Here is a 14,814-nt window from a genome sequence, read left to right as displayed (position 1 = left end):
AAAATATGATATTTGATAGTTGAATTATGGTGAATAATAAGATGCGGGAGAAGGATGGAAAAGGAGTTTGATGTGTGTGATAAAAATTATAATCAAAATATTGAAAATTATTTATTGCAATATTGTAATTACGAAAATTCATTAAATTTTGCTGTATTAATTAAAGGAAAATGGGGATCAGGTAAAACATTTTTTATAAAAAATTTTATTGAAAACAAAAAAAAAGAAATTAAATTTATTTATGTTTCTCTTTTTGGATTATCAAATATTGATGAAGTAAGTGAAAAAATTTTTGAAGCATTTCATCCAATTTTGTCATCTAAACAAATGAAGTTTTTTTCTGCAGTTGCACAAGGGGCAATTAAATTTGGTTTGAGAGTTGATTTAGAAAATCTAATTTCATTAGATAAAGTGTTTAAACAAGAACTCGAAAAATATGTTGATATAAAAATTGATGAAAATGTTCTAATTAAAAATATTTTCTCATGGAAAAAAACTAACAAAAATGATGAAATTATTAATAAAAATAAAATTGTATTTGTATTTGATGATTTAGAAAGAAGTTTAATTGACACAAAACAGTCTTTAGCTTTAATTAATGATTTTGTAGAACAAAAAGATTTAAAAGTGATATTGTTATGTAATGAAGAAGAAATTGAAGATAAAAAAATCTATAATAAATTTAAAGAAAAAGTTATAGGTAAAGAGTTTGAAATTAGTTTTGATTTTAAAGAAGTATATTTTTCATTTATAGAGATAGTGGAAGGTGAAAATAATAAAAAATTTTTAAAAAAATATCATTTATTAATTAAAGATATTTTTAATAAATTAAAAATTAATAATTTAAGGATTTTACAACAAACTTTTGTTGAGTTTGAATTGTTTGCAAATAATATATCTAAAAAATATTTAGATAATGAAGAATTTATGAAAGTTTTAATTTTACATTTTTTTGCTTTTGTAATGTACTATAAGAAAAGCAATTCTTTAGAAGAATTGCAAAAAATTGAAAGTGGTTTTTATAAAGAAGGCGAGGAAAATAGATCTATTTTTCAGAAAAAGTTAAATATTTCTTTTGGTATTCTTTTTGGGATTTCATTTTGGAAAAAATTTTTAAAAGAAGGTTATTTAAATAATTTGGAATTAAATAAATATGTTGAGAATACGGTTTTTTTTAAAAGTGAATCAAAACCTGATTGGGTTAAATTGTGGCATTATTGGGAATTAGATGAAGAAGAGTTTGATAATTTATTATCAAAAATAAAAAAACAGTTTTTTAATTGTGATATTAAATTTGAAAATTTTTATATATTTTTACATGTTATTGGTATTATTATATTTTTTATGGAAAATGAAATTATTAATGATATTAATGAAAAATATATAATAAAACAAATATATAAATGTATTGAAAAATTTAAAAAAAACAATTATTGGACAGAAAAAAAATTTGATATTTGGAATAATCCAACTGGTTTAGGTTATTTATCTGAAAACAGTGAGCTTTTTGATAAAATAATTGACATATTTATAAATGAAATAAATGAAATTGAACGAAATAAAAAAAATAAGCAAAAAATAAAAGACTTAGAAAATATTGTATTAAATTTAAAGGAAAATAAAAAAGAAAAAGTTTTTCAAGTCTTAAAAAAATATGAAAGCGATTCTTTTTTTGACCTTTTTAGTGAAAATCAAATTGATAGTTTAATAAAATTACCATCAAATTCTTTATTTCTTTTAAATCATATAATATATAAAAGATATATTTCTAATTATTTAGATAAAAATCTATGTAAATATTATTTAAAAGAATTATCTTTTTTAAGAAATTTTCAAGACAAAATTACAGAACATAATATAACTAAATTAATTAATTTTAAACAATTAGCATTTAAAACATTATTAGAAAATATAAGAAATGCTATTGAAAAATTAGAAAAATGTAAAAATGAAATCTCATAACCTCTTTTCCTACCTCTATCTTCAAAAACCTTCTGAGCTACTTGAAGAGCATAAAAACTTACCAAAAAAATTCTTAATAAAATTCTGAAAAAAACCTACTGTTCGGGATTTACGAACAGTTGAAATTTAAAAAGCTGAGGAAAAAGTTAGGGTGATTTGAATATTTGCTAAAACCATTCTCCAATTTTTTGTCTTATCAGAGGATCGAAAAGAGATGAAAAAAATAGAAACAGTACAATTTGTATTGCGCTGATTTCAATACTATCCATTAATCAGTTCTCTCATTTGAATAATCGCCTGTTTAAGTCCTAAAAATACGGAATTTGCAATGATACTGTGCCCGATGTTAAGCTCTACTATGCCTTCTATATCGGCTACCGGTTTTACGTTTTGGTAATTAAGCCCATGACCTGCTGCTACTTCAAGCCCGAGTTCGTTTCCGAGTATTGTTGCGTCTTTAAGCAGTTTTAGTTCAAGTTCAAGCTCTTTTTTCAGTGTTTTTCTGTCCATGTTTTCAAAAACTTTAAATGGAGTGCTGTTTATATTTGTATTGAGTGCTAAATGTAAATTTGCGTATTTTCCTGTATGGAGCTCTATCATTTCGGCACCGACTTCGGCAGATTTGGTTATCTGTTCAAAATCGGGATCGATAAAAAGAGAAACTTCAATATCGTTATTGTGTAGTTTTTCAATTGCGTTTTTTATTTCTTTTTCGAACTTGATAATATCAAGTCCTCCTTCGGTTGTTACTTCTTCTCTTTTTTCCGGAACAAGAGTGGCACGATGCGGTTTTAGGCTACAGATTATATCAATGATTTCGGGATTTATTGAGCATTCCATATTTACGGGAAGGAAACTGTTTTGACAGATTCTCCCAGCGTCAAAGTCTGTAATGTGGCGTCTGTCTTCCCTAAGATGTATTGTGACCTGGTCTGCTCCGGCCTCTTTTAAAATCTGAAGTGCCATTAAAGGATCGGGCTCGTTAATCTGTCTTGCGTTTCTGATTGTAGCAATATGATCTATGTTTACTCCGAGTTTCATAAAATATCCTTTTTTAAAATTTGTTATAATTTTATCAAAAAGGAAATAAATGAAGTATTTTATCGGAACCGATCACGCTGGTTATGAAATAAAACCTTTCGTAATAGAGTATTTACAAAAAAAGGGAATAGAAGTAGAAGATTTGGGGACTTATTCTACGGACAGTGTCGATTATCCCGATTATGCTCATAAAGTAGCTGAAGCAGTATTGGCAAACCCTGGAACAATGGGAATATTGATTTGCGGTAGCGGAATTGGAATGAGTCTTGCTGCTAATAAGCATAAAGGTATCCGTGCAGCTCTTTGTCATGATCACTATACGGCAAAAATGGCAAGACTGCACAATAATGCGAATATTTTATGTTTCGGTGCGAGAATAGTGGGTCTTGGAGTGGTTGAATCAATACTTGACGCATGGCTTGATACGGAGTTTGAAGGCGGAAGACACCAAAGAAGGGTAGAAAAAATTGATATTTAACTGGATTTTTTTAACAACGGTTATCGTTGTTATTCTTTTTTTGACTTTTAGGATGTTTTATTATAAACATTTATGGGAAAAAGCCGAAGAGAGAAGAAAACAGCTTAAAAGTAATTTGCTTGATGCTGAAATATTAATTAAAAAATACCAAATACAGCTTCAAAGATCTTTAGGTAACTTAGAGCTTTTGGATGATGAAGTTACAAAGCTTAAAAACGATCTTAAATCAGTAAAAAGCAGAAATGCTCAAATGAGAACCGAAAACGAGCAGCTTAAAAGAAAAATCAGAGAGCTTGAAAACAAAATCGAAGCTCTACTCTAATTTAAAATTTTTGATTAAATATATTAAAAACAGCGGTAATAAAATTACATTTAACAAAAACTGCGCAAGATATAATGAAGCTAAAGAAATCAAAGCGTTGATAATATCAGCTGCGTGAGAAATATAATATTTAGCGTCTTCTTGAATCTGAGCCAAAGAATTTTTAGTACTTTCAATCGTATTTGAAAATTTACTCCAGAAACTTTCTTCTTTAATTTGAGGTTTTTCTATCTGCTTTGTGTAAGGTTTTAATTTTTGAACTGAGGCGTTTATATTCGGTGCGAAATAGTATTTGTTGAAATAGTATGAAACAGCTGCGCTAAAGGGCATAAATATTCTTAAAACGATTAAAATCAAAAGAATGTTTTTTAATAGTTTTGAATTATAAAAAATATTAATAAGAGCCAAAACTATTATGATTATCGTGAATGCAGGCAGTTTTGAAAGTTCATATATGATTTTTTCGCTTCCGAGCGACCATAAAGAAAAAGTTAAAAGGTCTGAAAATCTCTCAGTCGCATCATTTATAGGATCAAGCGCCTGACCTAATGCAAGGTTTCCTTCAACTCCGACACCTATTGTTAAAGAACTCTCCTGTATGACGGAAACTGCTGCGTTTATACTTCTTGTTACCGCATATGTTATTGCCGCTTGTTTGAGTGATTCGTTTAAGTATTTGTTTGTTATTTTGTCGTATAACGGGACGCTTATCACTACAATAATGGCAAACAACGATAGAATTAAGGCGTTTTTATCAAATTTCAGATTTTGAAACGGGTTTTTCATTTTTTCTTCTTAGGCCTGAATGCGCTTGGGCTTTCAATAAATGCTCCGCCGATTAAATCTATTGCGTATGGAATAGCAGCCCAGACCGCTTCAAGATTTTCTTTTATGGCTTTAGGTGAGCCCGGGAGGTTTAAAATAAAACTGTTTTTAACAACTCCCGCCGTTCCTCTTGCGAGTATTGAAGTCGGAACGTATTTTAACGAGTGCATTCTCATAAGCTCTCCGAATCCCGGAAGCTCTTTTTCAATCACTTCTTTTGTGGCTTCAGGCGTTACGTCTCTTGGTGCGGGGCCTGTTCCGCCCGTTGTAAGTATTAAAGAGCAGTTTTGATCAACCATTTCTTTTAAAGTGTTTACGATTGTGTCATAATCATCAGGTATCAGTTTGTAAACAATTTCGAATTTATTTGTAATATTTTCATTTAAGAATTTTTCTATTTCTTTGCCGCTTTTGTCTTCATATATTCCGGCACTTGCTCTGTCGCTCATTGTAACTACAGCTATTTTGACCATATATTCCCTTTTTGCTAATTATACCAATAACAAAAAAAATATTAAAATTTTGTTTTTAACAACGCATTGTAAAAACAATGAAAACAAAAAGAATAAACAATATATAAACAGACCCCAAGTGTCAATATTAAAACTTTTGTATAAAGCCAATACCAATGATTAAATAATGAATAAATTATAACCGTTTATCAAATTTTTAATGACAGTTTGTTATCGCAATTGGCAGGAAAAAGCAAAATAAAAGTGTATTTGAGCATTATTAGTGTCTGTCACTATGTTTAAGGTGAAAAATGAAAAAGTTGAAAAAGAGGAAAAAGGATTATTTAGCTTCGTAATCGATTCCTTCTTTTTCTTTAAGCATGTTGATAAGGTGTTGTTTGTATCCTTCTACCCATTTGTCGATGTTGTCAACTTTGATTCTTGCAACACCGCTCTCAAGTGCAGCTCTTGCAACTGCAACAGATTCGTCTACGAAAACTCTTCTGTCGAACGGTTTTGGAAGGATGTAGTCTTTACCGAATTTTAGATCCGCTCCGTTGTAAGCGTCTTTTACGTATTGAGGAACCGGTTTTTCAGCAAGGTCAGCAAGTGCTTTTGCAGCTGCGATTTTCATTTCCATATTTACAGCTTTTGCGTGAGTATCAAGCGCACCTCTAAAGATGAACGGGAATCCTAAAACGTTGTTAACTTGGTTAGGGTAATCACTTCTACCTGTACCGATGTAAAGATCTGGTCTTACTTCAAGAGCAAGTTCTGGTTTGATTTCCGGATCCGGGTTTGCAAGAGTTAAAAGTAATGCGTTTGGAGCAAGAGTTTTAACCATTTCCTGAGTGATACAATCAGCTACTGAGTTACCAACTACAACATCGGCACCTTTTAGTGCGTCAGCTAAAGTTTCAAGATCTTCATCGATAGCCCATGGTTGTTTATATTTGTTTAAGTCGTCTCTTTTTGTAGTAACAGGACCTCTACTGTCAGTTAGTACCATATTTTTAATTCCAAGAGCTTTGTACATTTCAGCAGCAGCAAGACCTGCAGCACCCGCACCGATTACAACAACTCTTAAGTCTTCAAGTTTTTTACCTTCAAGTTTGCACCAGTTGATAATTGCCGCAGATGAAATAATCGCAGTACCGTGTTGGTCGTCGTGGAATACAGGAATGTCACATCTTGCCTGAGCGTCTTTTTCAATATCGAAACATTTAGGAGCTTTAATATCTTCAAGGTTGATTCCACCGAATGTCGGAGAAATTGCTTCTACGATTTCAACGATTTTTTCAGGATCTCTTTCTTTTAACATAATGTCATATGAATCGATAAATGCGAATTTTTTGAATAATACCGCTTTTCCTTCCATAACAGGCTTACCTGCAACAGGTTTAAGAGTTCCAAGTCCAAGTACTGCAGTTGAATCAGATACAACAGCTACAAGATTTGCTTTGTTTGTATATTCATATGCAAGGTTTTCGTCTTTGTCGATTTCAAGACAAGGAACTGCAACACCTGGAGAGTAAGCAATTGAAAGGTCTCTACTGTCTCTTACTGGTTTTGTTACTTCAATTGCAATTTTACCAGGGACAGGTTTAGCGTGATATTCTAACGCCTCTTCTTTTGTAAACATTGGTTTTGACATTTCGTCTCCTTTTATATTTTTGTTACAATTATATTCAAAAGTTACAAATATTTACAATTTTTATATTTTTTAAACTGTAAAGTGTTACAAATCGTAAAGGAAATGAATGATAATAGATACTCATACACATTTAGATAATCAAAAATTTATCGATGATGTCGATGATGTCATAAAAAGAGCAAAAGAGCACGGTGTTGGAAAATTTATTATTCCGGCTGCGGATCCAGCTGATTTACCAAGGGCGATAGAGCTGGCGGATAAGTACGACGAAGTTTATTTTGCGGTAGGATTCCATCCGGTGGATATAGATAAATATGACGAAAAACTGATTACATGTTTTATAAACCATCCAAAATGTGTGGCGGTAGGTGAAATAGGTCTTGATTATCACTGGGTAAAAGAAGAGGAGAAACGTCAAAAACAAATAGAGATGTTTCACAGACAAATAGAACTTGCAAAAGAGTATAATAAACCTATAATAGTACATATAAGAGAAGCAACGGAAGACAGTCTGAAAGTCCTTGAAGAACATCCGGAAATCAACGGTGTACTTCATTGTTATAATGCGGCAGAGCAGCTTTTGAAACTAAAAGACAGGTTTTATTACGGAATAGGCGGGGTTATTACATTTAAAAACGCTAAAAAGCTTATAAATGTATTTCCTAAGATTCCGAAAAACAGAGTTGTTATAGAAACCGATGCACCGTATCTTACGCCGCATCCTTTCAGAGGAAAAAGAAACGAACCAATGTATACGATATACGTAAGAGACAAAATAGCCGAACTTTGGAATATGGATCCTAAAGAAGTGGAAGAAATTACGACAAAAAACGCAAAGGAATTATTTAACATATGAAAAAGATACTTTTATTATTTTTATCAATAATGTTTTTGTTTGCCGATATTTTAAACAATAAAAATTTAGAAGTATTGAACGCACTTAATATTAATGAAGGTTTTATTGAAAATAGAGGTTTACAAAAACTATATAAAATATACTCGAAAAAGAAAAAAGAGTATTTTTTAAATGTATTAGAAAACGGATACGATTATTTGCCGCTTATTAAACAGTCTATTTTAAAAAGCGACGTTCCAAAAGAGCTGATTTCAGTGGCTATGGCCGAGAGTTACTTAACGACATCGGCCAAATCGCATAAAAAAGCGATAGGTTTATGGCAGTTTATGCCAAGAACAGCAAAAAGATACGGACTTAAGATCGATGAATATGTAGATGAAAGAAAAGATCCGATAAAATCAACTGAAGCTGCAGTTGAGTATCTTAGCTATTTACATAAGTTTTTTGGAAAATGGTATTTGGCGATTATGGCGTATAATGCCGGTGAGGCGAGAATTGTTGAAGCTGTCGTAAGGGCTAAGATTGATAAATTATGTAGTAGCATGGGTAAAAGAAAATGTAAAAAAGATAAAACTATAGAACAATACAGACAAATTGTCAGGGATTATCAAAGAAGGGGCAGATACGCTTTCGGGAAACTTTATAAACTCTATAAAAAATTAAACAATATCCCAATTAATCTTAGTGAACTAATGAAGTTTCAAAAAGGTCTTTCAAGACAATATCTTCCGAAAGAAACAAGAAGGTATATATTAAAAATTTTGGCAATGTCGTTTTTATTTAACAGTGATGATTTTATTCAATATACAAACGCTTATCTTTTAAACAGCGGAGTAATTTCTGATTTGAAGCCGGTTGAAGTTCCTCCGGGAACATCGCTTTATTATGTAAGTAAAATTTTAAATGTTCCGTATAGGGAAATAAGAAAATATAATTTGCATTTAAATTATTCCTTTTCACCGCCGTATAAATATTATATTTATATTCCGTATAAAAAATTAGCAGAGTTTAAATTGAAATTTCATCCTAAACGATTCTTTATGGTCTATAAGGTTAAAAAGGGTGATACGTTAAGTAAAATTGCAAGTAAATATGATACTAAAGTAAGAATTATTAAAGATTTTAATAAAATAGGGCGATTTTTACGTATAGGTCAAAAACTTGTTATTCCACTGAATAGTATCTATGTAAAATATAAAGTTAAAAAAGGCGATTCCCTAAGAAAAATAGCAAGAGAGTTCGGTATAGACTATAAAAAACTCATAAAAGTAAACGAATTAAAAAATACTACTATAAGAGTAGGGCAAATATTAAAAGTACCACAAGGACTTAAATGAGAAAAGTAGTATTGTCTTTTGTCTTGTTGTTATTGTTTACGGGTTGTACACAAAGGTATGTAACTGAAGTTTATGAAACTCCGGGTGTGAAAAAAAGTACACAAAAAGCTTATAGCGTAAACGGTAGTGTGTATTATCCTAAAAGTACGGTTCCTCTTGGTTGGAGCCAAAGAGGTATTGCGAGCTGGTACGGACCTAATTTTCACGGTAAGTACACAAGTAACGGAGAGATATACAATATGTATGCTTTTACCGCTGCTCATAAAACACTTCCTATGGATACTATGGTAAAAGTCACTAATCTAAATAACGGAAAAAGCGTAATTGTCAGAATTAATGATAGAGGACCGTTTGTTAGAGGAAGAATTATTGACTTGAGCTACGTGGCCGGTAAACAGATTGGGCTTGACAGAACCGGAACAGCGCCTGTTAAAATAACCGTGATAGGATTCAAAGGTAAAAATTACGTGACCGGATATATGATCCAAATCGGAGCGTTTTTAAGAAAAGGCGGGGCTGAATTTACCGCTAAAAAATACAGAGACTTAGGGTATAATACGAAAGTATTAAAAAGAGGAGATTTTTATAAAGTTTTCATAGTCGGATTTAAATCTTATTCAGATGCGAAAAGATTTAAACTGTCTCATAAATTAAACGGATTTATTGTAGGAGATTAATATGACTGAAATAAGAAGAGAAACTAAAGAGACGAAAATAGAGGTAAAACTTGAAATAAACGGAAGCGGAAAGTCTAATATTTCCACTGGTGTCGGTTTTTTTGATCATATGCTTGAGGCTTTGGCAAAACACAGCGGAATGGATTTGGAAGTCTTTTGTGACGGTGATATTTATGTGGATTATCACCATACTGTAGAAGATGTCGGAATAGTATTGGGAGAAGCGCTTTTTAATGAAGTTTATCCTGTTCAAAATATTGAAAGATATGCTAATGCTGTAGCAATACTTGACGAAGCAGCTGTAGAAGTTGATTTGGATATCGGAGGAAGGCCTTATCTGGTATATGATTTACCAAGAGAAGGTATGATTAAAGATTTTGATATGGAACTTGTAGAGGAGTTTTTTAAATCTCTTGTTTTCAATTTCAAAATTGCAGCTCATATTATTTATAAAAGAGGAACAAACAAACACCATATTGTTGAGAGTGCTTTTAAATCTTTTGCGGTTGCTTTAAGAAGGGCGCTTTCTTACAGAGAAAGCGGAATACCATCAACTAAAGGGATCATTTAAATGATAGAGCTTATTGTTATTGATGTGGACGGAACGCTTACTGATGGAAAGATATATTATTCAAACAGTGGGGATGAGATTAAGGCTTTTAATATTAAAGACGGTCTAATGATTAAAAGCTGGAATACACTGGGTAAAAAAAGCGCAATTATTACAGGTAGGGTTTCCAATATAGTAGATAGACGCGCTAAAGAACTTGACATCACGTTTGTAAAACAGGGTGTAAGAAACAAAAAAGAAGTTTTAGATTCGATAATAGAAGAGCTTGGTATCAGTTATTCGGAAGTTGCCGTAATTGGAGACGATATGAATGATTTATCTATGCTTAGTCTCGTGAAAAAATCTTTTGCGCCTTATGATGCCAATCCATATATTTACGATTTCGTAAACTTTCCTTTGAAGAAAAACGGTGGTGAAGGTGCGGTTGCTGAAATGATAGAAGTGTTGCTAAAAGAAGAAAAATTGTATGATAAGTTTTTAGCGCTATGGTAAAAGTTTTATTTTTTTTGTTGTTAGTATTCGGGATAATGTTTTATCCTTTAATTATTTCAGGGAATGTGAATTATAAATCATCTGTAAAAGTGAAACCTAAAAAAGTTGCTGATGTAACTTTGGAGAACGGGAAGTTTTTTATATATAACAATGAATTGGAAAAAAAAGGGGACTTTAAGGTTTTGGATATATATAAAAAAGGGTATGTCGCTTTTTATTTAAATGCTTTTGATGTTATCAAAAATGAAAAATACCGTTCATATAAAACTGTGTTTAAAAACAAATATATTACAGGGTATGATGTATGGTACAAAAACAAAGACATAGAGCTAAAAACAAAAAAAGCAATATATAATAAAGACACCAAAATATTAAACGGCGGAAAGTTCGAATTGTATTCACAAGATTTTAGAGGTTTTGGCGGAAGTTTTAAAATAGACAATAAAAAAGATTTATATGCCGAAAATATTACATATTACATAAAGGTTGAAAAATGAAAAAAATTCTTTTTGTTTTAATGTTTTTATTTATTTGTGTAAACGCGGAAGAGCTGAAAGTTACAAGTAAATATTTTCATTATGATATGGCTAAAAAAGAGAGTATATTCAAAGGAGATGTAAACGCTACAAAAGGAAAAGACAATATATTGGCAGATGAAATGATTATATTTTTTGATAAAAATAAAAAACCATTAAAATTTATAGCGACAGGCAATGTAAGGTTTGTGATTTCTCTTGATAAAAACGCCACATATAAAGGTAGAAGTGACATACTTGTGTATCAATTACATAACGGTAACATAATTTTAAAAGGCAATGCTAAAATTGTCAAATTAGAAACAAACGAAAGTGTTAAAGGTAATAAAATAATATTAAACAGATTTACTAAAAATGCTGAAGTGACAGGTGGAGAAAAAAAACCGGTGGAAATTATTATAAAGGTTAATGAATGAAAGTGAAGTTTATAACGTCCGCACCTTCGATAAAAGAGGCGATTGAACCTAATTTTACGGAAGTGGCGCTACTTGGTAGGAGTAATGTCGGTAAAAGCAGTTTTTTGAATGCTTTTACCAATCAAAAAATAGCAAAAACTTCCCAAACACCAGGTAAAACAAGGTTGATTAATTTTTTTGAAGTGGAAGATGACGGAAAAAAATACGTTTTGGTGGATTTACCTGGATTCGGATATGCAAAAGTAAGCAAATCTATGCTTAAAGACTGGGGAAAAAACTTAGATGAGTTTTTAAAAAACAGATTTAATATTAAACTTTTTATTCATTTAAGAGATGCAAGACACCCTGATTTAGACATTGATAATAATGTTGATGAATATATCAATTCATTTAAAAGAAAAGATCAGCAGCTTCTTACGATTTTTACTAAAATAGATAAATTAAAACAGAGCGAACTTGCAAAACTTAAACAAAAATATCCTGATGCTTTATATGTATCAAATATGAAAAAAAGAGGTTTTGATCAGGTAAAAAGAAAGATTAACGAAATCTTATGGGGAATGTAATGAAAAATGTAGAAATAAAAAAGCCTACATTAAGAGATATTATAGATATACAGAGTGTTCTTGAGCCTTATGTTAAAGAAGGCGTTATCTTAAAAAGAGATGATGATGAGGTGGCTACAAATATTCGTTCATATACGTTAGTGTATAATGAAAAAAAACCTGTCGGTGTGGCTGCTTTGCATGTTTTTTCTCCTTTTTTGGGTGAAATTCGTTCGTTAGCCGTGGATAAAGATTTTCAAGGTAAAGGTCTGGGAAAACTGTTGGTTGATACGTTATTAAAAGAAGCGAAAGAGTTGGGGTTAAAAGAAGTTCTCGTTTTAACATATAAAAGAGAGTTTTTTGAAAAATTAGGTTTTATTGAAATAGATAAAGAAGCGATTCCAGATAAAAAAATATGGGCGGACTGTATAAAATGCAAATTTTTTCCGAACTGCAACGAAATAGCTCTAATCAAATATTTATAAGACTGCTGATAGTTTACTTTGTAAACTTTTTTGGCAGTTTCAGTCCTTTTTTTCCTATAATGTTAGGACTGTTTTTACTTTGTGAGAATTTTTTTATTTCTTTGATTTTTGTAATACTTTTTTCATATTTTCATAATTTTAGTCTATTGTTTTTTGTTTTAGTGTTTTTTATTAATAAATTTGTATTACTCGATAGGTTAAAAGATATTGTCGATTTTCATTATCAAGATGCCGTTGCTTTATTTGTGGTATATTTTTTCTTAGGCGTTTATTTGTATAATTTTGCAAATCTTGAAACCTTTTTGTTAATTGTATATTTGATTTACAATTATGCGTTTGATTTAATAGTAATAAGGCTGCTTAAATGCGAACTAAAATCGTATTAAGTATTATTTTGGTGTTTTACGCCGTATTAATATACAGAGTCTATGATTTAAGCGTTAAATCCAATGAAAAATATAAAAAACTTTCATTACAGAACAGACAAAAAGAAATTTTAATAGCTCCTGTAAGAGGAGTGATTTATGACAGAAAAGGTAATCCGGTTGCGTATAATGAATTAAGATTTGATATAGCTCTTAAGCCGCACCTGAAAAAAGAGGATTTAATAGAAGCTGTTCAAGAACTTACTGATACGTTGAATGATATAAACGCTTCTAAAATTTTGCAAATTTATAATAAAGAGAATTCACCGTACAATCATAAACCGATTGTGCTTTTAAAATATTTAAATGAAGATGTCATTTATAAAATCCAGCCTTTTTTGAGTTTGAATAATAATATAATAATCACACCGAGTTATTTAAGGAAATATCCTTATAAAGATATACTTTCCAATGTTTTAGGTTATGTTTCCAAAGCCAATGTAAAAGATTTACAAAGAAATAAAACGATAGAACTTACGCAGATTTCAGGAAAACGGGGAATAGAGAAATATTATGATGATATTTTACAGGGTGAACCCGGCAAAAAAGACGTAATCGTCAATGCAAAAAACGAAATTTTAAAAGAGGTTTCGTTTACAAAGCCAAAATCTCATACCTTAACCTTAAGCATAGATACAACACTGCAGAAATATATATACAATTTACTAAAAAAAGAAAATAAAAAAGGTGCGGTTGTTGTAATGAAAACAAACGGTGAAATCCTTGCCCTTGTTACTTATCCGAGTTTTGATAATAATTTATTTGTAAAAGGGATTGATTTTAATACATGGAATAAACTTATTCATGATATTTATAACCCTCTTCTAAATAAACCTGTAAGCGGTATATATCCTCCGGGTTCGACTGTTAAACCAGCCGAAGGACTTATAGCGGCTGCAAGCAGAAAATGGAACCCTTGGAAAAAAATATACTGTCCCGGATTTTTGGAAATAGGTAACAGAAAGTTTAGGGATTGGAAAGTAGGCGGTCATGGTGAGGTCGACTTAATTAAAGCTATAAAAAGAAGTGTCGACGTATATTATTATAAAATAGGATTACGTTTGGGAATAGATTATATTGCGAAAAACCTGCGTAAAATGGGCTTTGGAGAAAAAACGGGAATTGATCTTCCCAATGAAAAAAAAGGTATAGTTCCTGATAAAGAATGGAAAATAAAAAGATATCATCAGCCTTGGTTTATAGGAGAAACCCTTAATGCAGTAATCGGTCAGGGTTATTTTTTGGCAACGCCTTTACAGGTTGCTGTAAATACCGCACTACTTGCAAGCGGGAAACTGCCAAAGCCGTATATTGTTAAAAAAATAGATTCGAATGTTACAAAACCGGTATTGAAAGATGTACTTACAAAAAAGGAAAAGAGTTATTTAGGACTTGTACGAAGAGGTATGTGGGCGGTATGTAACGCTCCTGGCGGTACAGCTACAAACTATCTGAATACAAAAGTAACAATAGCCGGGAAAACGGGAACGGCACAGGTATATTCTATACCTCAGGAAGTTAAAAAAAGAAAAAGAGAAGACGAACTTAAATATTTTCACCGTTCTCATGCATGGCTTACTACTTACGGTCCTTACAGAAGACCGCAGGTTGTTGTAACGGTATTAATAGAACACGGAGGGCATGGTGGGCATGCAGCAGGTGGTATTGTGAGTCGGATTTATGATTATCTTGTAGACAACGGTTATATAAAATTACGATGAGATTAGAAATAAAGGTTTA

The 14,814-nt window shown here is 31.2% G+C and carries 17 protein-coding genes; 13 read left to right on the top strand and 4 right to left on the bottom strand.

Translation table 11 applies throughout. The annotated features are described in order from the left end of the window. Positions 1 to 54 precede the first annotated feature (54 nt). Complete coding sequence (locus NAMH_RS05965) at positions 55 to 1,962, top strand: P-loop NTPase fold protein (protein ID WP_015902344.1); 1,908 nt, start codon at positions 55 to 57, stop codon at positions 1,960 to 1,962. A 261-nt stretch (positions 1,963 to 2,223) separates the two neighbouring features. Here the strand turns inward: NAMH_RS05965 and NAMH_RS05960 are convergent, their stop codons facing one another. After that, complete coding sequence (locus NAMH_RS05960; protein ID WP_012663845.1) at positions 2,224 to 3,003, bottom strand: pyridoxine 5'-phosphate synthase; 780 nt, start codon at positions 3,001 to 3,003, stop codon at positions 2,224 to 2,226. 49 nt (positions 3,004 to 3,052) lie between these two features. On the opposite strand from NAMH_RS05960, the gene rpiB reads away from it, so the two are divergent. Together rpiB and NAMH_RS05950 are read left to right on the top strand one after the other, a co-directional pair. Then, complete coding sequence (rpiB, locus tag NAMH_RS05955) at positions 3,053 to 3,481, top strand: ribose 5-phosphate isomerase B (protein WP_015902110.1); 429 nt, start codon at positions 3,053 to 3,055, stop codon at positions 3,479 to 3,481. Further along, the gene (locus tag NAMH_RS05950; RefSeq protein WP_015902324.1) at positions 3,471 to 3,803 is read left to right on the top strand and encodes a membrane protein; all 333 of its coding nucleotides are present in this window, start codon (positions 3,471 to 3,473) and stop codon (positions 3,801 to 3,803) included. The genes rpiB and NAMH_RS05950 overlap by 11 nt, the downstream gene beginning before the upstream one ends. On the opposite strand, the gene NAMH_RS05945 is transcribed toward NAMH_RS05950, so the two are convergent. The 3 genes from NAMH_RS05945 to NAMH_RS05935 form a co-directional block, all read right to left on the bottom strand. Continuing rightward, a complete protein-coding gene (locus NAMH_RS05945; protein WP_015902642.1) occupies positions 3,795 to 4,589 on the bottom strand; it encodes a hypothetical protein in 795 nt (264 codons plus the stop codon). The two genes, NAMH_RS05950 and NAMH_RS05945, sit on opposite strands and share 9 nt — an antisense overlap. After that, entirely contained in the window at positions 4,586 to 5,101 is a 516-nt protein-coding gene (gene mog / locus NAMH_RS05940) for a molybdopterin adenylyltransferase (RefSeq protein ID WP_015902456.1), read from the bottom strand. The genes NAMH_RS05945 and mog overlap by 4 nt, the downstream gene beginning before the upstream one ends. Positions 5,102 to 5,420: 319 nt before the next feature. After that, positions 5,421 to 6,734, bottom strand: a complete 1,314-nt coding sequence (locus tag NAMH_RS05935) for a malic enzyme-like NAD(P)-binding protein (RefSeq protein WP_015901906.1) — start codon at positions 6,732 to 6,734, stop codon at positions 5,421 to 5,423. A gap of 106 nt (positions 6,735 to 6,840) precedes the next feature. On the opposite strand from NAMH_RS05935, the gene NAMH_RS05930 reads away from it, so the two are divergent. The 10 genes from NAMH_RS05930 (at position 6,841) to mrdA (ending at position 14,795) form a co-directional block, all read left to right on the top strand. Next, positions 6,841 to 7,590 (top strand): TatD family hydrolase, encoded by a 750-nt coding sequence (locus NAMH_RS05930; protein ID WP_015902570.1) that lies wholly within the window; start codon positions 6,841 to 6,843, stop codon positions 7,588 to 7,590. Continuing rightward, entirely contained in the window at positions 7,587 to 8,927 is a 1,341-nt protein-coding gene (locus NAMH_RS09020) for a lytic transglycosylase domain-containing protein (protein ID WP_015901827.1), read from the top strand. Before NAMH_RS05930 ends, NAMH_RS09020 begins: the two co-directional genes overlap by 4 nt. Then, positions 8,924 to 9,604 carry a septal ring lytic transglycosylase RlpA family protein gene (locus tag NAMH_RS09405; protein WP_015902063.1) on the top strand — a complete coding sequence of 227 codons (681 nt, stop codon included), beginning with the start codon at positions 8,924 to 8,926 and terminating at the stop codon, positions 9,602 to 9,604. Before NAMH_RS09020 ends, NAMH_RS09405 begins: the two co-directional genes overlap by 4 nt. A gap of 1 nt (position 9,605) precedes the next feature. Further along, positions 9,606 to 10,175 carry an imidazoleglycerol-phosphate dehydratase HisB gene (gene hisB / locus NAMH_RS05910; protein ID WP_012663648.1) on the top strand — a complete coding sequence of 190 codons (570 nt, stop codon included), beginning with the start codon at positions 9,606 to 9,608 and terminating at the stop codon, positions 10,173 to 10,175. Continuing rightward, entirely contained in the window at positions 10,176 to 10,667 is a 492-nt protein-coding gene (locus tag NAMH_RS05905; protein ID WP_012663738.1) for a KdsC family phosphatase, read from the top strand. A gap of 182 nt (positions 10,668 to 10,849) precedes the next feature. Next, positions 10,850 to 11,164, top strand: a complete 315-nt coding sequence (locus NAMH_RS09135; protein WP_143709749.1) for a hypothetical protein — start codon at positions 10,850 to 10,852, stop codon at positions 11,162 to 11,164. Then, a complete protein-coding gene (gene lptA / locus NAMH_RS05895) occupies positions 11,161 to 11,619 on the top strand; it encodes a lipopolysaccharide transport periplasmic protein LptA (RefSeq protein WP_015902489.1) in 459 nt (152 codons plus the stop codon). The genes NAMH_RS09135 and lptA overlap by 4 nt, the downstream gene beginning before the upstream one ends. Continuing rightward, positions 11,616 to 12,185 (top strand): ribosome biogenesis GTP-binding protein YihA/YsxC, encoded by a 570-nt coding sequence (gene yihA, locus NAMH_RS05890; protein ID WP_015901746.1) that lies wholly within the window; start codon positions 11,616 to 11,618, stop codon positions 12,183 to 12,185. The genes lptA and yihA overlap by 4 nt, the downstream gene beginning before the upstream one ends. Continuing rightward, positions 12,185 to 12,649 (top strand): N-acetyltransferase, encoded by a 465-nt coding sequence (locus tag NAMH_RS05885; RefSeq protein WP_015901791.1) that lies wholly within the window; start codon positions 12,185 to 12,187, stop codon positions 12,647 to 12,649. The genes yihA and NAMH_RS05885 overlap by 1 nt, the downstream gene beginning before the upstream one ends. Before the next feature lie 364 nt (positions 12,650 to 13,013). Then, the gene (mrdA, locus tag NAMH_RS05875; RefSeq protein ID WP_015902427.1) at positions 13,014 to 14,795 is read left to right on the top strand and encodes a penicillin-binding protein 2; all 1,782 of its coding nucleotides are present in this window, start codon (positions 13,014 to 13,016) and stop codon (positions 14,793 to 14,795) included. Positions 14,796 to 14,814: the final 19 nt, after the last annotated feature.

The organism is Nautilia profundicola AmH (assembly GCF_000021725.1).
GTDB classification, from domain to species: domain Bacteria; phylum Campylobacterota; class Campylobacteria; order Campylobacterales; family Nautiliaceae; genus Nautilia; species Nautilia profundicola.
This window is presented reverse-complemented; position numbering and strand designations above follow the sequence as displayed.